The sequence below is a fragment of the Paenibacillus etheri genome (genome assembly GCF_001012825.1).
GTDB classification, from domain to species: Bacteria; Bacillota; Bacilli; order Paenibacillales; family Paenibacillaceae; genus Paenibacillus_AQ; species Paenibacillus_AQ etheri.
This window is the reverse complement of record NZ_LCZJ02000033.1, coordinates 403,508-427,784: the sequence shown is the minus strand read 5'-3', so window position 1 is coordinate 427,784 and position 24,277 is coordinate 403,508. Positions and strand designations below refer to the sequence as shown.

Here is a 24,277-nt window from a genome sequence, read left to right as displayed (position 1 = left end):
ACGCCGACAGCAACGCCGACGCCGACAGCAACGCCGACGCCGACAGCAACGCCGACGCCGACAGCAACGCCGACGCCGACAGCAACACCGACGCCGACAGCAACGCCGATGCCGACGACAACACCAACGTCGACGACAACACCGACGCCGACAACAACACCAACATCGACGACAACACCGACGCCGACAACAACACCAACGTCGACGCCGACGGAAACACCGACGGAAACACCTGTGTCGACAGTAACACCAACGTCGACGCCATACAATCCAACGATTCCTGTGTCGACGCCGACGTCAATACCGGGAGTAATCGTTACGGCTACTCCATCCGCAACACCTGTGGTGGCGACACCAACAGCAACACCAACTATCACATCGGTGCCAACTAGTACGCCTATTGTTCCGAAGGTGACGCCACCTGTAGAGAAACTGACTACAGATGAGGACATTCCTCTTGAAGGTGAAATCCCACTCGGAGGATTGCCAAGTATAGGTGATAAGCCAGATCATGGTAAGGTGACAATTACTAAAGATGGCAAGTGGATTTATACACCAGATCCAGGCTTTATTGGCAAAGACAAATTCACGATCATTGTGACAGATGAGAATGGAAATGAAGAAGAGATCGAGATCGAGATTGATGTCGAGGAAGTACCGACAGGTACTGTGAAAGAGCCAGGGGATAACAGCAATAAACCAACAGAGCTTCCGAAAACGGGAGAAGAAAGTGCACTTCCTATTTACTTGGTAGGTGGTAGTCTGGTTCTTGTAGGATTTGTGTTAGCTCGAAGATTTAAACGAAGTAATTAATATATCGTAATGACAAGGGGGCTGTCCCGGCACTCAACTCCCCTAGGATAAAAGTCAACGGAGTAAGGCTCCTCCTGTTATTGGAGGAGCCTTGCTCTTTATTTTTGGTCTATGGCTTTGAATGGGTTGTGTGGTAACCTCCATTTCCTGCTCAAACACAAGGTCCAAAGTACACGAACTGAATTTGAGGCTGTACCAGTCGGATGAGCCCCCCAACTCCCAACGAATTGAACCTTGACGAAAATGGGATTTTCGCTCATTATTCGTAATGTAGCGCCAGCGACACTATTCAGCATATATCTTTTTTTACTAATTAGTAAGCGCTGTCATAAAATGCACTGGGAGATGACACCATGGAATTTATGTATTTAGGAACTGGAGCAAGCGAGGGTTATCCAGCTTTATTTTGTCAATGTGAACGTTGCTCTATGGCGATGGAGCTTGGTGGCAAGAATATTCGCGCTCGTACAGGAGCGCTTATTAACTCTGATTTGCTGCTGGATTTCTCACCTGACATGTATATGAATAAGCTTCGTTATAAATTGGATTTGGGGAAAGTTAATCATTTGATTGTAACGCATTCGCATACTGATCATTTTGCAGCAGCAGAGCTCATGATGAGGCATGAGCATTGGTATTGTCAGCTGCAGGAGAGTGGAAAAAAACTGCATATTTACGGAAATGAAACGGTAGAAGAAACGATGAAATCAGCTCTTCGCTATGATTATGGAACCGATACGATTGAAGATCCTTTTTACGAGTTTCATATCATACAGCCTTTCATGCCCTTCACTCTAGGAGAAGTGACAGTAACCGCATTGCCAGCCCATCACAAGCCGGATGAACATAGCTTTATCTATCTACTTGAGCAGAATAACACAAGATTCTTATACGGCAATGATAGCGGTATATTCAGTGATGAAACCTTCAATTATCTCCGTGATAAGCACCTCGACGTTGTTAGTCTGGATTGTAATTATGGGCTAGAGGATAGATATGATTATCATATGGGGATCTCCGGTTGTCGGATTGTAAGAGAAAGATTGCTTGACCAAAATAGTTGTGATGCTAGTACGTCATTTATTCTCACTCATTTCTCTCACTACAGCGCAGAGTTGCATGATACTTTAGTTAAGAATACAGCAGAGGAGAATTTTATCATTTCCTATGATGGGATGAAAGTCTTCTTAGCATGACATGAAGATGGTCTATCTATAATTAAAAGAATAGTCATTACCCGTAAAATCCTCCCTTGAGGAAAGGACTACTTTACGGGTCTTTTTTATAGCTTTAAGTGCTCAAAATGAGTAGATACGGAGGTAGAGAATGAAGCTGCTGGCTACGGGAAAAGTAAAATGGTTCGTCTATCAGAAAGTTGTCATCGTATTTATCGTCTTTCTGATTCCGCTCATATCGATGAATATTTGGGTGAATTATAAGGGGATGTCATTCACCAAAAATGCGATTTTGGACTCATCCCTGGCTGGGGCGTCATTCTATTCCAAGCAACTGGATAAAGAGATATATTTCATCCGCAATCAACAATTACAATTTCAAGAAGATAAAAACATACAGAAGCTTAGTTTCCGAGGCGAAAGCTTAGAAAAATATGAAGAAGTAGAATTAATCGGTAATGCTGAAGATCTATTGAATCGGATCATTGCCTCAAGCGAATATGTGGTTAACGCCGGGGTATATGTTAAGTCTCTGGGCAAAACGATCTCTGGTAAGACGGGGATCACGTCTATTCCTAATATGGAGTACGAAAAAATTTCCTCATTACTTAACGTTAAGCAGAAGCCTTCATTCTATCGGATCGGTGATGAGATTTTCCTTATAGAAACAGGAGATAATGCGGAGCTTTGGTCGTATATTGAAATCTCAAAAGGTAAGCTATTGGAGGCACTAAATCAAATCGCAACCTTATATCAAGAATCAGAGGTATTTCTGGGAAGTAATGAGCTGGGCAATATTCTATCTACTACAGACGATCAGTTAGTATCTACTGAGGTCCTTAGGCTCATCACCAAACAGGATCAGTTTAATTCAGATATCCCAGAAATAAACAAGGTGAACGGTAAAAGTTACTTTATTGCCCATAACTTTATCAGTTCTTTAAATCTATCCTTGATTATGTACGTGAATCAGAATGAAATCACAAGGCCCTTAAGCCAATTCAATACACTACTATATGTCTCTTTCGTCATCGCTATTGTGGTAATGATACTTTATTCTTATTCGGTAAATCTAATGATTCATAGGCCCTTATCCAAATTGGTTAAGACATTCCGTATGGTAGAAACGGATAATCTTGATTTAGTCATCGAGTCAAAGACCAAAGATGAGTTTTACTATATATTTAATAGTTTTAATCGCATGGCTTCTAGACTTAAGCGTTCTATTGAGGAGAATTATGAACAGAAGATTGCCCTACAGCATTCGCAGTTGAAGCAATTGCAGTCACAGATTAATCCGCATTTTCTCTATAACAGCTTCTTTAATATTTACATGATGTGTAAAGTAGGAGATTCCGATAGTGCGGCTGAGCTCTCACAAAAGCTAGGGAGCTACTACCAATACATCACGAGAAGTGGATCGGACGAAGTGCCTTTCTTTAAGGAGTATCAGCATGCGCTTGATTATTGTGAAATTCAGTGTATTCGCTTCTCAAATCGTATTTCTTTCGAATATGAAGAAATACCCGTTTTGGCGAATGCGATTTTAGTACCGAGGCTGATTATTCAGCCGGTTGTTGAGAATGTGTTCGAGCATGCTTTCGAAGACGACTCCCGACAGGGGGTTGTCTATATTGGTGCCGAATGCGAAGAGGGAATAGTAATTATCACGATTGAAGATAACGGCATTCTTTTAAAAGATGAGGACATAGAGTACTTGCAGAAGAAACTTGCGATGGGTCTGAAACAAGTCGAGAAGACGGGATTAATCAACGTTAATAATAGACTCCAATTGAAGTACGGCCCAGATAGTGGCTTGTTTGTCTCTCGCAGCAAATACGGAGGATTGAGGGCAGAACTGATAGTTAAATACGAGAGTAAGGAAGTGTGATTATGTATAGATTACTAATCGTAGATGACGAGCCTGTGATTGTGAATGGATTAGTCCAACTGTTTCAGGATAACTCGGAATTTGAACTGGATATACGAAAAGCTTACTCCTCAAGCGAAGCTCTTGAAATTGCTAAGAAAACGAAACTGGATATTTTGGTTAGCGATATTCGTATGCCTCAGAAGAATGGTCTCCAGCTCGTGGACGAAATCGTCTATTATTGGCCATTATGCCGAGTGATTTTCCTTACAGGATACAGTGAATTTGATTATGTATACGAAGCGATTCGTAAGAATGTGGACAATTACATTCTGAAAACGGAAGGAATTGAACCTATTTTCCAAGCTGTGAAGGCAGCAGTCGACAAGCTAGACGAGGAGAACCGTCGCAGACTTCAATTGGAGAAGGCACAAGTGCACCATCAAATCGCAACTTCCTTCCTAAAGAGAGAGCTGATGGAGCGGGTGCTGAGCGGGGAGTCTATTACTTCTATACTCAATAATGTACGTTACAAGGATGTAGAGTTTGGCATTGCATTAGATCGTCCTTCGTTCTTTCTTGTTGGTATCTTGGATCGATTAGATGATCCTAAATTTAAAATGCCTCCGTCTGTTCAGCGTATTTTCCATGATCACCTGCCTGCATCTATTGCATGTGAAGAAGTGATTTATGATGATCGTGTATTCATATGGCTGCTTCAACCAGATGAAGGATTGCTGAATCGCTTTCGTAGTGGCTATCCAGATCAAGGGGTGAATTGGCCTGGAATCGTTGCTTATATGAGAGGGATATTAGAGCCTGTACAGAATGAGTGTGATGAGCTGCTAAGTGCCTGCGTTTCATTCGGAATATCGGGGGATTTACTTAACCATTGGGAATCGATCCATCTTCAAGTTGAAGCAGTACGCTCTATGATTCTTAAGAGAGCTTTATTAGGTCAGCACATGCTTATCTTAGACCTTGAGAAGCTAAGTCAACTTGAGGATACGATGTACAAAGCTGGAGGAATCGAGCAGGAAGATTTCAAGACGCTAATCATCGAACAAATTCACCAATTTGTGCAGGAGAACCTATCTGGAGATATATCGCTTACCTCAATCGCTGCAGAGGTGCATCTTAATCCGTCCTATTTATCTCGTTATTATAAACAGACGACAGGTCAAAATTTATTAGAGTATATTCAGTCGACGAAACTGCATGTTGCTCTGCAGCTGATGAAGAATACAACTCTAAAATTAAATGAAATCGCCATCCGGGTCGGTTTTGAATCACCATCCTACTTTACAACATTCTTCAAACGGAAGATGGGCTTATCTCCACAGGAATATCGAAATTCAAAATGAGTAAATAAAGTGAAAGTGATGTAAAAAAAGTGAAATTGAAAGCGGTTTCCTGTGTGGCTAAAATAATAACTAGGAACACTGATTAACTACAAGAATTGCAGCAAACAAAGGGGGGGAAGCATTCAGATGAAAAAAATGAGACCATGGAAAATGATTTTGTCAGTAACGATGATTCTTTCATTATTGTCAGCATGTGGAAGTCAAGGAAATGGAAATGCGAATGCACCATCTACGCCTAAGGAAGACACTACGAATAGTGCGACAGACAGCGCCACAAACAGCGCCACAGCACCTGATCCACTAGGAAAATACCCGGAAACCGTTACTGTTACGGAGATACTCGGATATAATCCACCAGAAGATCCAAGAACTCCAAGCGGAATTACACCGGAACAAAATGCCTATCTGAAAGATCTCAAAGAGATGATGAATATTGAAGTGAAATACAAATGGACCGTTCCCTCTGCCCAGTTTGAGCAGAAGTTCTCGCTTGCCATGGCATCGGGGGATCTACCCGATGTGATAGAAGTTGATCAGAAGAACTATGAGAAACTTAAAAAGCAAGATATGCTTGCTGATCTGACAGATGCTTATGCACAATATGCGTCGCCAGCGCTTAAGGCTTATATGGACTCAGATGGTGGATTCGCGATGAAAACGTTCAGTGCGGAGGGTAAGCAATTAGGTATTCCTGCATTTGAAGATCCCTTCTTATCCACGCAGCTGCTATGGATTCGTCAAGATTGGCTTAATAATCTTGGTTTACAGGCACCAAAGACGATCGATGAGCTTGAGAAAGTTGCACAAGCATTCACACATAGTGATCCAGATCAGAATGGTAAGAATGACACCTATGGTATCGCCATACAAAAGAATCTCTTCTTCTGGGGATTTGATGTCAGAGGTTTCTTTAATGGATTCGGTGCTTATCCTTCCGTTGGTGATAAACAATCGGCTTGGATTAAAGGCAGCGATGACAAATTGTTACCGGGCTTGATTCAGCCTGAAGTGAAGACTGCACTTGGTAAGCTACAAGCATGGTATAAAGATGGAATTATTGATAAAGAGTTTGCACTAAAGGATGAGAATAAGGCTGTAGAAGATCTGACTGCAGGTAAAGTGGGTATTTCCTACGGAGAGTGGTGGTATCCGAACTGGCCGCTTAACTCCAGCGTAGACAAAGATCCAAAGGCGGATTGGATTGCAATTCAACTTCCAGGGATTGATGGTCCAGCTAAATCACTCGTTCCAAAAATCCGCAGCAATAAAATTTTCGTTGTGAACAAAAAGATGAAGAACCCAGAAGCAGCGATTAAGATGCTCAATTTCTACATCGAAGTTGGTAATAAGAAATACAAGGATAAGAACAAAGCGGCAGATGGCTATGTATACAATTGGTTTAACCCACGGATTGCCAACCCTGTTGATATTGATACGATTTACAGCGAAGTGAACAAAGCGCTCGATGCTAATCAGACTGAAATTACAATAGACGATGCAAATTATAAGACCGTTGCGGATACTTTCAAAGCGACTAAGGACTTCCTGGCAGGCGACACATCTAACGCTACCAAAGGTGTAAACTGGGGTCAATATTATAGCCGGGCTGCAAAAGACGGTGGCTGGGGCTTAACACGACAAATTAAAGAAAATCAACAATTTGTATACAACGAGTTTTACGGTCTTCCTACACCAACCGTAGTGGAAAAGGGCGGTCAGCTGGATAAGTTGATGCAAGAGTCCTTTACCAAGATTATCATGGGCGGTTCTCTTGATGATTTCGATAAATTCGTGGATAGCTGGAAGGCACTTGGCGGTAATGAAATTATCGATGAGGTCAATGAATGGTATAGCACGGAAGCTACGAAATAAATCATAGGAACAAGAAAGCGGGTGAGGTGAGTCGGATGAACCGGCTCACCTCCCGTTTTTAAAATGAGTAGGTTGGTGAGGAGGGCAACTATGAAATCACTGAAGAAAGAGTTTCCGCTTCATATCATGTTAATACCGGGTGTGATTGTTACACTGATTTATGCCTACGGACCGATGGCCGGCCTAGTTATGGCGTTTCAACAGTTTGAGCCATTATCCGGTTTTTTTAAATCCGATTTTGTAGGATTAGATAACTTCCGTTATGTATTTAATTTACCGGATTTCAAGCAAGTACTCTGGAATACGCTAGTCATAGCCATCATCAAAATGGTATTGTCTCTGCTTGTCCCGCTCATTCTAGCTTTATTATTAAATGAGATTACTAAGAAATGGTTCGCAGGTTTTATTCAATCTGCCATTTTCCTCCCGTTCTTCCTTTCATGGACCGTCCTAGGGGGTGTCATTATTGAATTATTCTCTCTGAATGGACCTATTAATGGTTTAATTTCCTCTATGGGCTTAGAGCCTATCATGTTCATGCTTGATAATGGTTGGTTCAGGGGGATTATCATTGGCTCGGATGTCTGGAAAGGCATGGGCTACAATATGATCATCATGCTTGCTGCCATCACAGGAATTAATGCGACGCTGTATGAAGCGGCAGAGGTTGATGGTGCAGGGAAATGGAAGCAAATGCTTAACATTACGCTTCCAGGTATAGCACCGATTATTATTTTACTTAGTGTATTAGGCCTCGGTGGTATTCTTAACGCAGGTTTTGAGCAGATATTGATTATGTATAACCCGACTGTATATGCAGGCGCAGATATAATAGATACATTTGTCTATCGATTGGGGATGTTCAGCCAACAATTTGGACCTGCGGCAGCAGTGGGTCTCTTTAAATCGATAATATCTTTATTTATGGTATCAACAACTTACTATGCAGCTTACAAATTTAACAATTACCGCATATTCTAGGAGGTGGAGATGGTGCTACATAAACAATCATCCAGCAGAAAGTTATTTATCGTGTTCAATACGCTGTTGTTAACTTTCATTACCATACTCGGCATTATCCCATTTGTACACTTGCTCTCCATCTCACTTAGCTCGAATACAGCTGCGATGGCTGGAGAGGTGAAGCTTTGGCCCGTCGGCTTTTCCTGGGATGCTTATGTATATTTAGGAGAAAAGGTAGAGTTCTTTCGTTCCTTGGGAGTCTCCGTAAAACGAGTAGTGCTCGGTTCAGTAGTTAACTTGTTTCTAGTATTTATTACTGCTTTTCCGCTTTCCAAGTCGAATGATCAGTTTAAATTTAGAACCGTATATGTATGGATATTCGCGATTACGATGTTTTTTGGAGGCGGCTTAATTCCGACATATATCGTAGTGAAGAATACAGGCTTAATCGATTCAATTTGGGCGCTTATCTTACCAGGTGCATTGAATGTATGGAATATGGTTCTGATGCTTAACTTCTTCAGATCTATTCCAAGAGAATTGGATGAAGCGGCTACGATTGATGGTGCCGGACATTGGAGAGTACTTTGGCAAATTTATTTACCAATATCCCTTCCATCCATCGCAACGATTGGGTTATTCACCATAGTTGGGCATTGGAACGCTTGGTTTGACGGTATCCTTTACCTGAATTCACCTGAGCATTATCCACTACAGACTTATCTTTCTACCTTGATTATGTCTATCAATGCCCAGATGTCATCGATGTCCATTGAGCAGCTCAAGGTGATGGAGAACCTGAGTGAGAAGACGATCCGAACGGCGCAAATATTCATGGGCGCATTGCCAATTATGGTAGTGTATCCATTCTTACAAAGGTATTTCGTAAAAGGAATGACGGTTGGTAGTGTTAAAGAATAAAGAAATAGAGTAAAGACATAGCATAAAGTCTCATATGAAGGAGCAGATTGCGATGAAGAAAGTTACTGTTGCTTTAATTGGAGCGGGCCTGCGAGGAATTAATTATTCAGAATATGCGATTCAGCACCCGGATGGGCTTCAAGTTGTAGCTGTTGCAGAGCCGAATGCGAAGCGGAGAAATAAATTTAAGGCAAGACATGAGCTGGCTGATGACGTGTGCTTTACCCATTGGGATGATTTTTTTGCCTCCCCGAAAGTAGCAGATGCGGTATTTATCTGTACCCAAGACAATCAGCATTATGTGCCGACAATGAAAGCTCTGGAGGCAGGGTATCATGTGCTATTAGAAAAGCCGATGTCCCCTAATGCCAAGGAATGTGTACTTATGGGGGAAATGGCCTCTAAAGTGAATCGTGTCTTCTCGATATGCCATGTATTGAGATATACCAATTTCTTCTCTACGATCAAGGAACTGCTGGAAAGTGGTGCGATCGGACAATTGATGTCCATTCAACATAATGAGAACGTGGGTTACTGGCACCAAGCTCATAGCTTCGTAAGAGGGAATTGGCGCAAAAAGGATGAGTCCAGTCCGATGATTCTCGCTAAGTCCTGTCATGATCTGGACATTCTTTCCTGGTTGACAGATTCAGAATGTGTTCGAGTGTCTTCCTTTGGCTCACTGTCCCATTTCAAATCTAGTGAAGCACCGGAAGGAGCCCCGCTACGTTGCACAGATGGATGCCCAGCAGCAGATAAATGTCTCTATTATGCTCCTAATCAATATTTGACGGAGGATACGGATTGGCCTACATCGGCAATTAGTGATGATCCAAGCTATGAAGCCCGCCTGAATGCTCTTCAGGAAGGACCTTATGGACGATGTGTCTATCATTGTGATAATGATGTCGTCGACCATCAAGTGGTAAATCTAGAATTCGCTAATTCCGTAACTATAGCTTTTACAATGAGTGCGTTTACCAAAGATGTAAGTCGTACCCTCAAGCTGATGGGTACCACGGGAGAAATTCGCGGTGCAATGGAGAAGAATGAAATTGAAGTGATCCATTTTGGCAGCGGTAAGGTAGAGAGAATCTCGTTCGAGAATGCAGGTGGTCATGTGGGTCATGGCGGCGGCGATATGGGGTTAATCAAAGATTTTGTTAAGCTGGTTCGAGCGGAAGGGAAGATTCAAGGCCTTACATCAGCGAATCATTCCGTTCAAAGTCACCTTATGGCTTTTGCAGCGGAGCAATCTCGCATCGAGGGTAACAGTATTGTTCTGAAAGAATTTGCACAAAGTGTCTGTAATGATGGAGAGGTGAAGCAACGATGAATGCTCCGCAGCCATTTCAGACGATGTTATTAAGTTCGTTGGTTAAGGTATTTGCTGATGAAGTGCCGAATCATGAATCCTATCACAGTGCAACCGCACTTGTTGGAGAAACATTTTCGTTCCAAGTCGCTTATACCTCAGATACACTTTTAAAGAATATTGATGTAGAGATAAAGTCATCTCTTCCAGATCTAATATGTATACGATCCGTTGGACTTGTTCCCTCAGAAATGCCTTGTTTCAAAAATCATGATGACGATGTGCTAAGAACTACGCCGGGATTATACCCAGATCCATTGTATACGCTGGATCAACAATCTATTTCATCGATCCCGGGACAATGGCGATCTTTATGGGTGACGATAACCTTGGATGAATCAATGAGTACGGGGCTTCGTTCTATTCAGGTCCTCTTCCAATCATCTGAAGGGCAAATATTAGGTGAATCGGATGTATTCGAGTTAACCGTCATCCCTGCAACACTACCACCGCAACAGTTAATTCATACGGAATGGTTCCATGTGGATTGTCTTGCTACAAAGTATGGTGTCGAAGTATTTAGTGAAGCGCATTGGGCCCTTATAGAATGTTATGCAGATACGATGGTTAAGCATGGTATGAACATGATCTTAACTCCGTTGTTTACACCGCCTTTGGATACAGCCATTGGTGGAGTACGTCCAACTGTTCAATTGATATCCGTGACTAAAGCGGGAGATCGTTATGAATTCGGATTTGATCTGCTTACTCGTTGGGTATCGATGTGCCGCCGACTTGGCTTCAAATACTTTGAGTTCTCTCATTTATTCACTCAATGGGGTGCAAAGTGTGCACCGAAAATAATGGTAACCATTCAAGGTGAGGATCAGCAACTATTCGGCTGGGATACTGACGCATCCTCGGCGGAATACCATAGGTTCTTGGATCAATTTTTACCTTGCTTAGATCAATATTTGAAAGAGCAGGGAATAGATCAGCAAAGCTGGTTCCATATATCAGATGAACCAGGAGAGGAACATTTGGAATCGTACCGAGCTGCAAGTGAGATCATTCATAAACATTTATCAAGTTATCCGATTATGGACGCTTTGTCCGAATTGAAGTTGTATGAACAGGGCCTGGTGAAAAGACCGATTCCTGCGAATACGCATATTGAACCGTTCTTAGAACATCAGGTTCCAGATCTTTGGACGTACTATTGCTGTGCTCAAGGTGAACAAGTATCCAACCGGTTTTTCAATATGCCATCTGCTAGAAATCGTATGATCGGATTTCAATTGTATAAATTCGGATTACAGGGCTTCCTGCATTGGGGCTATAACTTCTGGTACTCGCAATATTCATTGAATCAGCAACTGGACCCTTATCATACGACTGACGCTGAGCATGCATTTCCCTCAGGAGATGCCTACTTGGTCTATCCGGGGGAAGAAGGCCCGATTGAATCCATTCGATTGGAAGTTCTATATGAAGGGTTGCAGGATTTGCGCGCACTAGAATTACTTGAGCAGAAAATTGGCAAGAAAGCAACGATAGCCATTATGGAAGAGGGTCTGAGTACAGCATTGACCTTCTCTGTATACCCGAGGGATCATGGAACATGGCTCTTAGAGGCAAGAGAGCGGATCAATCAAGCGATAGCAAGTTATTCTATTTAAGTGATCATACCATTACGAGGTGTTGAGAATATGGCAACTTTTCATTATTCAGGATCTTCCTTTTATTATAACGATCAGGCGATACGGCTTATCTCAGGAGCCATCCATTATTTTCGGACTCTACCGGAACATTGGGAAGACCGTCTTATCAAATTAAAAGCTTGCGGCTTCAATACGGTTGAAACCTATGTGGCATGGAATTTACACGAGCCGAAGAAAGGCCAACTTCATTTTGAAGGTATGGCAGATGTAGTCCGGTTTATTGAATTGGCAGGAGATTTGGGTCTGCATGTCATCGTTCGTCCCGCACCTTATATTTGTGCAGAATGGGAATTTGGTGGACTGCCATCTTGGTTGCTAGCTGATTCGGATATGCGTCTTCGATGCTACCATAAGCCATTTCTAGATCATGTAGATGCGTATTATGATGTATTACTTCCCAAATTACAACCACTGTTATGTACAAATGGTGGCCCGATTATTGCTATGCAGATTGAGAATGAGTACGGAAGTTACGGCAATGACAAGCGCTATTTGACTCATTTAAAAGACAGCATGATTTCCCGTGGGATAGATGTACTACTATTCACTTCCGATGGACCTGAAGACGCGATGTTACAGGGAGGGATGGTCCCAGGTGTGCTGGAGACGGTGAACTTTGGATCACGTCCAGTAGAAGCATTCAACAAGCTCCTTGAATACCAACCAGAGGCTCCAATCATGTGTATGGAATACTGGAACGGTTGGTTTGATCATTGGCGTGAGGAGCATCATACGCGTCCGGCTGAGGATGTAGCAAAGGTATTGGATGAGATACTTGGTCTAGGCGCATCCGTTAATTTCTATATGTTCCATGGCGGAACTAACTTTGGGTTCTACAACGGAGCGAATGGACATACGTTTGACAGCTATGAACCAACAATTACTAGTTATGACTATGATTCCTTACTGAGTGAATCCGGTGAGCCGACAGCTAAATATTATGCAGTTCGTGAAGTGATCTCCAAATATGTAGATCTCGGACCCATTGAGTTGCCAGCTCCTGTTGCTAAGAAAGCATATGGGAGAGTAGAGATGAAGGAGCAAACTTCACTTACCGTAAACTTGAATCGCATTTCTGCCCCCATTCACTCTGCATACCCTGAACCGATGGAGAAATTGGGTCAGGATTATGGCTTTATTCATTATAGTACGTTCCTTACAGGACCTCGTCCCAAAGATGAGTTCTTCATCCAGGATTTACATGATCGTGCATTAGTCTTTCTGAATGGAGAGCTCACTGCAACCTTAGATCGTGTAGAGCCAGAGGTGAAATTAGAGTTCGAGGTTCCTGCCGAAGGGCTGCATGTTAGTATACTTGTGGAGAATTTAGGACGCGTCAACTATGGTCCTTTTATGAGAGATTGTAAAGGGATTACCGAAGGGGTACGTTATGGACGGCAGTTTCTGTCGGAATGGACGACTTATACGTTGCCATTAACGGATTTATCTGGTCTGCAGTTTAAAGGTTTATTCAGGCAAGTGGAACCTAGCTTCTTCCGCAGCACCTTGGTTGTGGATGAACCTTGTGATACGTTCTTGAGCATGGAAGGATGGACTAAAGGCGTCGTGTTCATTAATGGGTTCAACCTTGGACGCTATTGGAATATCGGACCACAGAAAACAATGTATGTGCCAGGTCCTCTATTGAAACAAGGCGACAATGAGATTGTCATCTTTGAATTGCACAGCACTTCAGATACCGCTGTTACCTTCGTAGATCAACCGGAACTAGGATAATAGGGCATAGCTCCGCCAACAACATGTTAGAATGGCGGCTTATTGAATAATGTCTGAATTTGCTTCGGACAAGTTTGTTCAATCTTACGTAATTCGCTAGCTTCGTTTAACTAGCTGTTTCAAACGCAGCAATTAATATATCGTAACAACAAAGACACCCGAATAGAGGAGGCCACTGAAAAAGTTCTTTCTAGATCATACATTTAAGGAGTCAGTCGTAACTACGGAGAATATTTGGACTTCCGGCCGCTGTTGTCGTAAGAATTTCTTGAATTGTACCGTTGTTCGCGGATGAAATCCGGAGACAAAGGCGGTCGCTTTCGCTCCTACAGTTCCAAATTTCCCCTTCGCTACGTCCCTCTAATGTTTTTAAGTTCAAGTTATAAAGGCCTTTGGAGGCTCATGAAAACTCCATTCCAGGACACCCATCCTCGATCTTTTCGAGGATGGGTGTCCTGTTTTGCTGTATAATAATTGTATTAATTTCAGGTGGTGACTCGGATGATTTCAAACCAACAATCCCTTAACCTCAGTCCATTTATGGCGATTTACGATATCGTCGTACCTAAAGATAATATGCTACGACAAATAAATGACCTCGTAGATTTTTCTTTTGTTCATGAAGAATTACAGAATAAATATTGCCTAGATAATGGTCGCAATGCCGTGCCTCCTATTCGTATGTTCAAGTATTTATTACTAAAATCGATTTTCGATTTGTCCGATGTGGATGTCGTAGAACGTTCTAAATATGACATGTCGCTCAAATACTTCTTAGATATGGCGCCTGAAGACGAGGTCATCAATCCTAGTTCACTCACGAAGTTTCGTAAACTTCGGTTGAAAGATGTGAGCCTGCTCGACATGCTGATTCAAAAAACGGTGGAAATTGCATTGGAAAAAGAAATCATTAAAAGCCGCGCAATTATTGTGGATGCTACCCACACGAAATCACGATTCAATCAGCAATCACCCAAAGAAATATTGATGGAGAAGTCTAAGCTGTTGCGGAAGGCCGTTTATCAAATCAATGAAAACATGAAAGATATATTCCCGCCAAAAACAACGACAAACGAATTAGTGGATGAACTGGATTATTGCCAAAAAGTAATTGACGCCGTGGAAAAAGAAGAAAGTATCCGCGAATATTCAAAGGTAAAGGAAAAGTTGAACTACTTAAAGGAAATCGTAGAAGATCACGTGGAGCACCTTCAATTTTCTAATGATCCAGATGCACGTGTGGGTCACAAAACAGCCGACTCCTCTTTTTTTGGCTACAAAACACATCTTGCAATGAATGAAGAGCGTATTATTACAGCTGCGGTAGTTACAACCGGAGAAAAAAGTGACGGGAAACAACTCCAAACACTAATCGAAAAAAGTCGCGAAACGGGCATGGAAATCAATACAGTTATTGGCGACACAGCCTATTCTGAGAAAGAAAATATTCAGTATGCCAAACAAAATGAATTGCAACTCGTATCCAAATTACATCCGCAGATTACTCAAGGTGCTCGTAAAAAAGAAGATGAATTTGAGTTTAATAAAGATGCAGGGATGTACGTTTGTAAAGCTGGGCATATGGCAATTCGTAGAGCACGTACGGGGACAAAGAATGCAGGAAGAAATCAAATATATACTTATTATTTTGATATCGATAAGTGTAAGCAATGTCCCTATAGAGAAGGATGTTATAAAGAGGGCGCACAATCAAAAACCTATTCAGTGAGTATCAAATCCACGGAGCATAGTGAGCAGCAAACTTTTCAAGAAAGTGAATATTTCAAAGAGAGAGCAAGAGAACGCTATAAAATCGAAGCGAAGAATAGTGAACTAAAACACAGACACGGGTATGATGTAGCATCTTCCTCAGGTCTCGTTGGCATGCACATGCAAGGGGCAATGGCTATATTTGCAGTAAATCTCAAAAGAATATTGACGCTATTAAAGTAAAAAACATGAGGACATATATAAAATAAAGGCGAATTCTTACTCGAACTGGAGTCGGAATTCGCCTTTATCTATTCAGGCACATTTTACAGATTCTTAAAACACATGTTTTTCAGTTGACTCATAGATCCGGGTGTCTTTGTTAAATAGAAACTATTTCCTGCTGCGTATTCTAAGGTTATGTAGTTCCCATTGTTCATACCAATCTTGAACAACGGCAGGAAGACCAATACTAAGATCGCCTTTCAATAATTCCGTCAGATTCTTGTATTGTTCTTCCACAGCGGATCGTTCCCCAATACTGTCGTAGACCTTCATTAATCCTAAATGTCCTTGTTCAAAATAGGGCTGAAGCTGCACTACCTTTTGATACACGGTGACAGCTTCGGGGACTCTGTTGTTGTCGATATAGAACTGGGCCATTCCCATAGCATGATGTAGCCAAATGGTGCGCAGACGTTGTCGTTCGCCCTCTGCCCACAAATAATCATAATCTCCAAAATAATCGCCTGAATAAAGATCAAATAAGCTTTGATGTTCTGCACAATTGCCCTCTCCGATGGGTTCGAGTGCAAGAATGTTGTGCTCCCATTGGACTGCATCAGTCAGAAGCGGCCCGGTCTCAAGCGTATACCCTTCACCGCCACTGACGTTGCTGATATGCAGATCTACTTCACTCTGCTTTAAACATTGCCGTACTTGATAAATGGTTGTGTAGAGATGGGTAGAGGCCTTTTTAAGGTTGAAGTCTGGCCACAGTAGGTCAATCAGGGTGTCTTTACTGACGAATCGATTGCGATTATGAAGCAAGAAAGCAAACAATTCTTGTGCCTTAGAAGTTCTCCAACGGAGATTATTTAAAGGTTGTCCTCCTCGTTCAAAACGCAGTGATTGAAAACAACGAATCGTTAGTTCATGTGCTACCTTTGTGCTTTTTGGCGCAAACCTCAATCTGTCCTCCAAGCGTTGTATTGTTTTAAACAGCCGGTCATGTCGCACGGGCTTCAAAATATAATCAATCGCATTTAACTCAAAGGCTTCCACTGCATATTGGTTATACGCGGTCACGAAAACAATATTAGCGTTTGGACAGACCTCTTGCAGAATTGCGGCAGCCTGAAGACCGCTCACTTCAGGCATTTCAATATCAATAAAAATAACGTCAGGCTCCAAGGCTGGAGCTTCTTGTATAGCTTGAATAGGATCTGTATAGGACGCGATGATATGAACAGCTTTCATTTCTTTTAACATGAATTCTAACTTTACGAGAGCGAGTCGTTCATCGTCCACCAATACTGCTTGAATCATTGTTATTTCACCACTCAATATAGTTTTTTTTAGCAAAAAACAATAAACTCTTCCTTATACTTCGGTTCATTATATTCTTTCTGTGACTAGGAATTATTGCGATTCATATTTCTTTTTTCAGAAGGGATTATGAAACTTACTGAAGTGCCTTGCCCTTCCTTGCTTTTAATTTACAGACCCTTAGCACAGACACGTAACAAGCGTTTATGTGTATTAAGAAATCCAATCCCTCGTGTTACATTAGAATGACTGCTTAGTAGCTGCTGAATTGTTCGGCAGTCATGCCTTTACCATTATCAGCGATTGTAATCTAGATGTCATCAACTAGTTCTTTGATGGATATTGAACGCGTACCTCCCTTGGAGCGGATTAATATACCGTGCCTAACGGCATTTTCAACGAGTGGCTGAATGGTCAAGGGCGGTAACTAGAAATGTAGATTTTCTGCTAAATCCCAGTTGATGTTCATCCTGTCCTCGGACAAGCTCAAGCTGCTTTAATCTCCATTGGTAGTTTAAGGGAAGCATATGCAGCAAAAGCTTGTCATCATCAATAAGTACAGTAGTTATAGCGGAAATTACCAACAGAAAAAAATAGATCAGCATCTTTTGCCGCGGGCCAATGGTATATAATATTGCTGCATAGACTGCATGAAGTAGAAGTACTACACATAATAAGAGTTGAAGGCCAATGGAAACGATCCGCTGATGTGTTAAAGCTTTTTCGTTACCTAATAATATGGGTTTAAAAATACTGCCTTTATGAGATATAGAGTAGTTGGGTACATGAATCACAATTTCAATCTCAGTCTTATCAGTTGTAAAAGATACGGAGTTAGGTAATACACGAGCAACATAGTCTTCTTATTGGCAGATGGAGAACCTGAATTTCCTAATAGTTCACCATTGATATAAATTTCCGAAAAAGTCCGAACCCCAGATGAGGATGTCATAAGACTGCTTTCGTTTTTATCTACAAGAATACGCAGGCGATAGGAGCCGTAGCCATGAGCAGACTCCTTGCCTTCACTAAAAACATTGTCTCACTGATCAGGGACTTGAATATATTTTTTAGGGGGAGCTTTATTTAGAGATTCTTTATTGAAAGTGGGAAGCAGCGTATTAGGATAGAACTCCCATTGCCCTTTTGAGGCGAAGCCCAAACCCATAGCAAGCGAAATTCAGTAAGTATAGTTAGAAATAGCACGATAATTAGAAAGAGTTTTCTTTAGTCATAGTAATTAAACATTATTCGACAAAAAACAATATATTCCTTTCACAAAAATATTTCAAAAATTTTAAAAAAAGTTACGGCAAAGTTGCAGGGGATTAGAATTGGCTGGCGTCTAACGTTATGTAGGTGAAGGAGGGGAGAAAGCTGGAAGAGAAGGAATGGATTTCTGCTGTGCTGAACGGTCAGCATCAGGCCTTTGGGCATTTGGTGACACGTTATCAAGGCATGGTATACAGAGTGTGTGTCAAGATTACTGGAGAAACCGAATCGGCCAAAGATATGGCCCAAGAGGTTTTTATAAAAGCATACAAAGCACTCCCCTCCTTCAGAGGACAGTCTTCCTTCTCGACGTGGCTTTATCGGATAGCCTATCGAACCTGTCTGGACTGGAAACGGGCTAATGATAGGGAGTGGAGGCATCGAAGTGCAGCTGATTATACTGAGAATGATTGGGTAACTTCTCAAACACCAGAGCAAGAGGTGCTAGAGCAGGAACAATCAGCTGAACTGGGTGAGAATGTGAACAGCCTTGCGGAACCGTACCGGTCGGTCGTACAGCTGTACTATTTTCAGCGAAATTCTTATCAAGAAATAGCGGATCAAAAGGGTGTATCCGTAAAGACTATCGAATCGCAGCTTTATCGTGCCAGACAGATGATGCGTAGACAAAGGGAGGAATTGCGATGAATTGTGCAATAGTGAAGGAATGGATGCCACATTACATTGACGGCCTATTGTCTCCAGATATGGAGCTGCGTATCCGGTTGCACATACAATCCTGTCCTGATTGCGCGCAGTGGCTGGAGGAAGCTAAGGAAATTTCTGCTCTTTGGTCAAAAATGGAAACAGACAGCGAATATCAGCATGAACAGATGGACTTTCCAGATCTCGCAGCAGGTGTTATGGCCCATATCGAGCAGCTCGAAACAGGGCGCAGAGAGCGAGCGGTTAAAGCGACAAGCGTAAGACGTCGTTATACTCCTAGAACATCTTGGATGCATTATGCGGTGGCTGCCTGCTTGAGCTTCTTATTGTTACAGTTTGGCGTTTTTGAGAATTTGGCTTATGGAATTACTGAAATTAATGGTCATGTGTCGAATTCGGTGACCCAATGGTTTGGTGGTTTTAGAAAATAGTCATAAAGAGATTTATAAATAATAGATGGATTCAGGTAAACCGAAGAAGTTTATGCTATCCAAAATTTAGGAGGATGTATTATGATTAAGAAGAGACGTTGGCTCACTTTTATGTTAGCTATGATTCCTGGTATAGGTCATTTGTACTTAGGCTTCAAAAAGCAGGGGCTGCAGTTTATGATCGGGGCTTCCTTATGTATTATGTTTATCCCGTCCGAGCCCATGATCTTCCCTTTTGCGCTAGCTGCACTATGGTTTTACCAATTGTTTGATGCTCTGCAGAAAGCGGCTTGGATGAAAATAACTGCAGCCGAACATGAGCGTATGATGTTCCATCCTGACAGCTTCGGAGAACCTTGGACGATGGGGATATCCTCTATGCCGGGTTACCCGCATGAAGATGTGAATCCGGCTTGGGTTGGTGTTGGATGTGTTGTTGCTGGTTTCCTTATGCTGGTGATCTCAGCATTTCCGACGCTTTGGAGAATGTTAATTGAGATTAACATTGGTACGATCTTGCTATCGCTGGGTCTGATTGCGTACGGTCTGAAGATGCTAAGAAACAATACGAGAGCGTAAGAAACGGGGATTTGACTATGGCGAGATGGAAAATCGGGAGTTTCACTGCAGCTATAGGCTGCATTGCACTTGGTGTCATTATTGTGATGGCTCAGTATAATATGATCAGCTATGAAGTACTTGGTTATTTATGGCCAGCACTGTTGATCCTGTTCGGACTCGAGATGTTGCTAAGATTGTTTATTAAATCCGATGCCAAAAGTCGTGTGAGCGGTTGGGCAGTCCTATTGATTATCCTGTTAGTTGGAGCAAGCAGTGCACAGAGCGTAATGGCCGGCGGTTCACTTAGCAGTTTAATCGGGAATACACATTTAACTCCACTAAGCGGCAATGTCGAAGTGAAAGATAATATTACAACGCTGAAAATCGTACTTCCAAGTGGAAAGGTAAAGGTCGAGGGAATAGATGGAAGCTCATTGGATTATGAGGGAAGCTTACTCCTACCCGGAAAATCGCAAAGTGAAGCCGAAAGTGCGTTGGAAAAGAAATGGAAAGTTAAAACTGAGGGAGATACATTGATTATGGAGCTGGATACAGATCATAATTGGTTCTCTAATATTCAGTTTGGATTTAATATTAAAAGCCCTTATTTAAATGTAAGTGTACCTAGCAGCCTTGCTGTTGAGGTAGATACTAGCGATGGGTCAATAGAAGCCTGGGATTTAAAGTCTGGCTTAGTGGCTGATACTAGTAACGGGGTTTTAAATATTCATGATGTTGCTGGCGGGGTAGAGGCACATACCAGCAATGGATCTCTGACGGTTCAGAACATCCAAGGTGGAGCGCAGCTCAAAAGCTCTAATGGAGCTATTACATTGGATAATATAGATGGAGCATTAATCGCAAAGAGCAGCAACGGTAAGATCACTATTAATTCAGCAGTGACTGGAAAATGGAAATGTTCGTCTAGTAACGGAAAGATTACGGTGGGATTGCCATCCGTGTCCGATGTGAAGATTACAGCGGATACCAGCAATGGTTCGCTGAAGGGGAATGTACCCTGGAATCGAGATGGGGACAGCTATGGCACTGCCACTCTCGGTAAAGGAACCCATAGTGTGGACCTAAGTACGAGTAATGGAAGCGTGACCGTGGACACGGCTGAATAAGCACGAACAATAAAGGGAGTTAAGGCTTCAGCGATTGGTTCTGCTGAAGCCTTAGCTCCCTTTTTCAAATTATAAGAAACCTACCAAGCATAAGCTTTAGGAGCTTCTCCGCCCGGTCCTGGGAAGATCTCATCTAGACGTTTAAGGACAGATTCATCCAGCACAATCTCAAGACTGCGTAGTGCACTCTCGAATTGCTCTAGTGTGCGTGGTCCAATAATTGGTGCGGTTACAGCAGGATTGGCTAATAACCATGCTAGCGCTACATTATCTTGTGGTTCTCCAAGCTCCATACATAAGCTTGCAAAAGCTTCAAGCTGATCTTTGTATTGCTCTACGCGCTCAGCATTTCCTCCACTGCGGCTGCCTTCTATTTTCTTAAGTGCATTGCGTCCAAGAAGACCTCCGTCCAGTGGGCTCCAAGGAATAACGCCTAATCCATGATGGAGAGAGGAGGGTAATACTTCAAGTTCAGGAAGGCGACAGGTGAGGCTGTATTTATGCTGCTCAGAAATCAAACCTAAAAAGCCACGTGCCTTCGCTTCTTGTTGGGCTACAGCGATATCCCATCCCGCAAAGTTACTGGAGCCGACATAACCAATCTTTCCTTGGTTTACAGCAAGCTCGAAAGCCCCCCACAGCTCGTCCCAAGAGACACTACGGTCAACGTGATGCATCTGGTACAATTCAATATGATCGGTCTGGAGACGCTGCAAAGACCCCTCTAGATGGCGGCGTATAATATAAGATGATAGTCCACCCTCATCATTAGGCCCGTCGAGCTTATTGCTCATTGCACCGTATACCTTGGTAGCTAACACGACCTTTTCACGTCGACCACCGCCTTGCTTAAACCAACGACCAATAATCGTTTCTGTTAAACCGGAATTCTCATCCCAGCCATAAATGTTAGCGGTATCAAAAAAATTAACACCTGCGTCGAGTGCAGCGTCCATAATACGGAAGGCTTCTTGTTCATCTGTTTGTGGTCCGAAGTTCATTGTTCCAAGACATAGCCGACTGACCTTCATACCGGATTTGCCAAGCTTTGCATATTGCACTTCGCATTCACTCCTTAGGTAGATGATTTCAACTTAATTGTAAACATCTTCAGAAATAAGAGCAAATAAGAAGCGGGAGTCAAGATAAGTTGTCTTTTCTTGTTTGGTTATAGGCTATGCCTATCAACTCAATAGAATCTATATCTTTGTCCTTTACGACTGGGTATGATACAACAATATAAAGAAGAACTATGTCTGTTAGAGCAGACCACTTGAGGAGTGACTGAGATGAGTGAGGTTAAAAAAATCGCCGTAATCGCAGGGGACGGTATTGGACCTGAAGTAGTAGCTGAAGCTGAAAAAGTATTGAAAGCAACGGAAGAAGTATTTGGTTATGCCTTTAAAACGGAGCACGCTCTATTTGGCGGCATTGCAATAGACGAGAGAGGCACACCGCTGCCGGAAGATACACTAGAAATCTGTCGCAGTGCAGACGCTGTATTACTGGGTGCTGTAGGCGGACCGAAGTGGGATAACAATTCTAAGGAGCTTCGTCCTGAAACCGGATTGCTTGGCATTCGTAAAGCGCTTGGATTGTTCTCAAACTTACGTCCAGCAGTCGTATTCGATTGCCTTAAGGACGCTTCGACATTGAAGCCAGAAGTGCTGGAAGGAACAGATCTTATGGTCGTTCGTGAGCTGACTGGTGGGATTTACTTCGGAGATAAACTGCGTCGTCAAGGTGAACATGGTGAAGAAGCAGTGGATACCTGTGTATATAACGTAATGGAAGTTGAACGAATTGTGCGTCAGGCTTTTGAGATTGCTGGCAAGCGTCGCAATAAGCTGGCAAGTGTTGATAAAGCGAATGTACTTGAAACTTCACGTTTATGGCGTGAGGTTGTAAATAAGATTGCTCCAGAATATCCCGAGGTAGAGGTTGAGCATGTACTCGTTGATAACTGTGCAATGCAGCTTCTGCGTCGTCCAGCTAGCTTTGATGTTATCGTTACCGAGAACATGTTTGGTGACATTCTGAGCGATGAGGCTGCGATGTTGACAGGCTCTATCGGTATGCTTGCTTCCGCTTCAATGGGCGATGGTAACTATGGTCTCTACGAGCCTGTCCACGGCTCTGCACCTGATATTGCCGGACAAGGGATTGCAAACCCAATTGCTACAATCTTGTCCTTAGCGCTGATGTACCGTTTAACCTTTGGTTATGAGGATGCGGCTGCTGCGATAGAGGCTGCAGTGGCTGAAGTATTGGATGCGGGACACCGTACAAGTGATATCGCCGTAGATAAGAGCAAAGCGATCAGTACATCTGAAATGGGCGACCTGATCGTAGCAGCAATCCGCAAAGCGTAATAAGATCTAATTTGTAATTATGATTAAAGAGGAATTGGCCTAAGATTGACTTTGATTTTGTACGATGATACCATTCGATATGTAGACAAGATGTAAATTATTCCAGCATATCACGACAAGAAATGGTTGGTTTCTTACATAATCAAAGGAGGATTTTGGCAATGGCTGAACGTTTAGTAGGTAAACCAGCTCCAGACTTTACTATGCAAACCGTATCAGGTGACGGTAAAGATTTTGGTAAAGTAAGTCTATCCGACTATCGTGGCAATGGCTGGTATTCTTCTTTTATCCTCTGGACTTCACTTTTGTATGTCCGACTGAAATCACAGCTCTTAGTGAAGCAGCTGCGCAGTTCGAAGCGCTTGATACAGAAATTCTCGGCGCAAGTGTAGATTCGATCCACAGCCACAAAGCATGGATCAATACACTTAAGGATTCGAATGGTCTTGGCCGTTTGAGTTTCCCGCTTGCTGCTGATATTACTAAACAAGTTGCTAAAGACTACGGCATTCTGATTGAAGAAGAAGGTATTGCATTGCGTGGATTGTTCATCATTGATCCTGAAGGTGAATTGAAATATCAAGTCGTTAATCACAATGATGTAGGTCGCAGCGTAGAAGAGACACTTCGTGTCCTTCAAGCCCTACAATCTGGTGGCTTATGCCCAATGAACTGGAAACCAGGTGACAGAAACCTTTAAATGTTGTTCTGCTATTATTTGATCTTTGATATTCTGATTTCGACCTCCTTGCAGAAGTTTTTTCTGTAAGGAGGTTTTTTGCTCCAAAAGAGTCTTAAATAAAAAATGGATTTGAAAATAGGCGTGAAAAGTTATATTA

The 24,277-nt window shown here is 42.4% G+C and carries 19 protein-coding genes and 1 pseudogene; 17 read left to right on the top strand and 3 right to left on the bottom strand.

Features of this window, described 5'->3' with window-relative positions; all coding sequences use genetic code 11:
• From UQ64_RS21400 to UQ64_RS21350, 11 genes are all read left to right on the top strand, one after another.
• Window positions 1–813 (top strand): Ig-like domain-containing protein (locus UQ64_RS21400; RefSeq protein WP_209445856.1); only part of this gene is annotated, 813 nt, incomplete at its 5' end.
• A gap of 353 nt (window positions 814–1,166) precedes the next feature.
• The gene (locus UQ64_RS21395; protein ID WP_060625483.1) at window positions 1,167–2,009 is read left to right on the top strand and encodes an MBL fold metallo-hydrolase; all 843 of its coding nucleotides are present in this window, start codon (window positions 1,167–1,169) and stop codon (window positions 2,007–2,009) included.
• A gap of 130 nt (window positions 2,010–2,139) precedes the next feature.
• Window positions 2,140–3,879 carry a sensor histidine kinase gene (locus UQ64_RS21390; protein WP_060625482.1) on the top strand — a complete coding sequence of 580 codons (1,740 nt, stop codon included), beginning with the start codon at window positions 2,140–2,142 and terminating at the stop codon, window positions 3,877–3,879.
• A 2-nt stretch (window positions 3,880–3,881) separates the two neighbouring features.
• Window positions 3,882–5,222 carry a response regulator transcription factor gene (locus UQ64_RS21385; protein ID WP_060625481.1) on the top strand — a complete coding sequence of 447 codons (1,341 nt, stop codon included), beginning with the start codon at window positions 3,882–3,884 and terminating at the stop codon, window positions 5,220–5,222.
• Between the two features lie 126 nt (window positions 5,223–5,348).
• Window positions 5,349–7,094: an extracellular solute-binding protein gene (locus tag UQ64_RS21380; protein WP_060625480.1), complete on the top strand. Its 1,746-nt coding sequence runs from the start codon at window positions 5,349–5,351 to the stop codon at window positions 7,092–7,094.
• A gap of 90 nt (window positions 7,095–7,184) precedes the next feature.
• Window positions 7,185–8,075 carry an ABC transporter permease gene (locus UQ64_RS21375; RefSeq protein ID WP_060625479.1) on the top strand — a complete coding sequence of 297 codons (891 nt, stop codon included), beginning with the start codon at window positions 7,185–7,187 and terminating at the stop codon, window positions 8,073–8,075.
• Window positions 8,076–8,084: 9 nt separating this feature from the next.
• Complete coding sequence (locus UQ64_RS21370) at window positions 8,085–8,978, top strand: carbohydrate ABC transporter permease (protein WP_060625478.1); 894 nt, start codon at window positions 8,085–8,087, stop codon at window positions 8,976–8,978.
• 52 nt (window positions 8,979–9,030) lie between these two features.
• A complete protein-coding gene (locus UQ64_RS21365; RefSeq protein ID WP_060625477.1) occupies window positions 9,031–10,314 on the top strand; it encodes a Gfo/Idh/MocA family protein in 1,284 nt (427 codons plus the stop codon).
• Window positions 10,311–11,972, top strand: coding sequence for a DUF4091 domain-containing protein (locus tag UQ64_RS21360; protein ID WP_060625476.1), 1,662 nt, complete (start codon window positions 10,311–10,313; stop codon window positions 11,970–11,972). Before UQ64_RS21365 ends, UQ64_RS21360 begins: the two co-directional genes overlap by 4 nt.
• Window positions 11,973–12,002: 30 nt before the next feature.
• Window positions 12,003–13,751 (top strand): glycoside hydrolase family 35 protein, encoded by a 1,749-nt coding sequence (locus UQ64_RS21355; protein ID WP_060625475.1) that lies wholly within the window; start codon window positions 12,003–12,005, stop codon window positions 13,749–13,751.
• A gap of 501 nt (window positions 13,752–14,252) precedes the next feature.
• Window positions 14,253–15,704 carry an IS1182 family transposase gene (locus UQ64_RS21350; RefSeq protein ID WP_060625474.1) on the top strand — a complete coding sequence of 484 codons (1,452 nt, stop codon included), beginning with the start codon at window positions 14,253–14,255 and terminating at the stop codon, window positions 15,702–15,704.
• Between the two features lie 150 nt (window positions 15,705–15,854).
• Here UQ64_RS21350 and UQ64_RS21345 read toward each other — a convergent pair whose 3' ends face one another.
• Window positions 15,855–17,009, bottom strand: coding sequence for a response regulator (locus UQ64_RS21345; RefSeq protein WP_060625473.1), 1,155 nt, complete (start codon window positions 17,007–17,009; stop codon window positions 15,855–15,857).
• A 395-nt stretch (window positions 17,010–17,404) separates the two neighbouring features.
• Window positions 17,405–17,803, bottom strand: coding sequence for a hypothetical protein (locus tag UQ64_RS21340; protein ID WP_060625472.1), 399 nt, complete (start codon window positions 17,801–17,803; stop codon window positions 17,405–17,407).
• A 565-nt stretch (window positions 17,804–18,368) separates the two neighbouring features.
• Between UQ64_RS21340 and UQ64_RS21335 the strand changes: the two genes are divergently transcribed.
• From UQ64_RS21335 to UQ64_RS21320, 4 genes are all read left to right on the top strand, one after another.
• Window positions 18,369–18,929 (top strand): RNA polymerase sigma factor, encoded by a 561-nt coding sequence (locus UQ64_RS21335; protein ID WP_060625471.1) that lies wholly within the window; start codon window positions 18,369–18,371, stop codon window positions 18,927–18,929.
• Window positions 18,926–19,378, top strand: coding sequence for an anti-sigma factor family protein (locus tag UQ64_RS21330; protein WP_060625470.1), 453 nt, complete (start codon window positions 18,926–18,928; stop codon window positions 19,376–19,378). Before UQ64_RS21335 ends, UQ64_RS21330 begins: the two co-directional genes overlap by 4 nt.
• 81 nt (window positions 19,379–19,459) lie before the next feature.
• A complete protein-coding gene (locus UQ64_RS21325; RefSeq protein ID WP_060625469.1) occupies window positions 19,460–19,957 on the top strand; it encodes a hypothetical protein in 498 nt (165 codons plus the stop codon).
• A 17-nt stretch (window positions 19,958–19,974) separates the two neighbouring features.
• Window positions 19,975–21,066, top strand: a complete 1,092-nt coding sequence (locus tag UQ64_RS21320; protein WP_060625468.1) for a LiaI-LiaF-like domain-containing protein — start codon at window positions 19,975–19,977, stop codon at window positions 21,064–21,066.
• Window positions 21,067–21,146: 80 nt separating this feature from the next.
• Here the strand turns inward: UQ64_RS21320 and UQ64_RS21315 are convergent, their stop codons facing one another.
• Entirely contained in the window at window positions 21,147–22,127 is a 981-nt protein-coding gene (locus UQ64_RS21315; protein WP_060625467.1) for an aldo/keto reductase, read from the bottom strand.
• Between the two features lie 228 nt (window positions 22,128–22,355).
• Here UQ64_RS21315 and leuB point away from each other — a divergent pair, with 228 nt between their 5' ends.
• Window positions 22,356–23,438 carry a 3-isopropylmalate dehydrogenase gene (leuB, locus tag UQ64_RS21310; RefSeq protein WP_060625466.1) on the top strand — a complete coding sequence of 361 codons (1,083 nt, stop codon included), beginning with the start codon at window positions 22,356–22,358 and terminating at the stop codon, window positions 23,436–23,438.
• Window positions 23,439–23,599: 161 nt separating this feature from the next.
• Window positions 23,600–24,138: pseudogene (locus tag UQ64_RS21305) on the top strand (peroxiredoxin).
• Window positions 24,139–24,277: the final 139 nt, after the last annotated feature.

Excerpts from the sequence above, each read along its gene's own strand:
- UQ64_RS21355 (WP_060625475.1), top strand. The coding sequence starts at position 12,003 with ATGGCAACTTTTCATTATTCAGGATCTTCCTTTTATTATAACGATCAG.
- UQ64_RS21395 (WP_060625483.1), top strand. The coding sequence starts at position 1,167 with ATGGAATTTATGTATTTAGGAACTGGAGCAAGCGAGGGTTATCCAGCT.
- UQ64_RS21320 (WP_060625468.1), top strand. The coding sequence starts at position 19,975 with ATGGCGAGATGGAAAATCGGGAGTTTCACTGCAGCTATAGGCTGCATT.
- UQ64_RS21380 (WP_060625480.1), top strand. The coding sequence starts at position 5,349 with ATGAAAAAAATGAGACCATGGAAAATGATTTTGTCAGTAACGATGATT.
- UQ64_RS21365 (WP_060625477.1), top strand. The coding sequence starts at position 9,031 with ATGAAGAAAGTTACTGTTGCTTTAATTGGAGCGGGCCTGCGAGGAATT.
- UQ64_RS21350 (WP_060625474.1), top strand. The coding sequence starts at position 14,253 with ATGATTTCAAACCAACAATCCCTTAACCTCAGTCCATTTATGGCGATT.
- UQ64_RS21325 (WP_060625469.1), top strand. The coding sequence starts at position 19,460 with ATGATTAAGAAGAGACGTTGGCTCACTTTTATGTTAGCTATGATTCCT.
- UQ64_RS21375 (WP_060625479.1), top strand. The coding sequence starts at position 7,185 with ATGAAATCACTGAAGAAAGAGTTTCCGCTTCATATCATGTTAATACCG.
- UQ64_RS21370 (WP_060625478.1), top strand. The coding sequence starts at position 8,085 with ATGGTGCTACATAAACAATCATCCAGCAGAAAGTTATTTATCGTGTTC.
- UQ64_RS21360 (WP_060625476.1), top strand. The coding sequence starts at position 10,311 with ATGAATGCTCCGCAGCCATTTCAGACGATGTTATTAAGTTCGTTGGTT.
- UQ64_RS21390 (WP_060625482.1), top strand. The coding sequence starts at position 2,140 with ATGAAGCTGCTGGCTACGGGAAAAGTAAAATGGTTCGTCTATCAGAAA.
- UQ64_RS21385 (WP_060625481.1), top strand. The coding sequence starts at position 3,882 with ATGTATAGATTACTAATCGTAGATGACGAGCCTGTGATTGTGAATGGA.
- leuB (WP_060625466.1), top strand. The coding sequence starts at position 22,356 with ATGAGTGAGGTTAAAAAAATCGCCGTAATCGCAGGGGACGGTATTGGA.
- UQ64_RS21345 (WP_060625473.1), bottom strand. The coding sequence starts at position 17,009 with ATGATTCAAGCAGTATTGGTGGACGATGAACGACTCGCTCTCGTAAAG.
- UQ64_RS21330 (WP_060625470.1), top strand. The coding sequence starts at position 18,926 with ATGAATTGTGCAATAGTGAAGGAATGGATGCCACATTACATTGACGGC.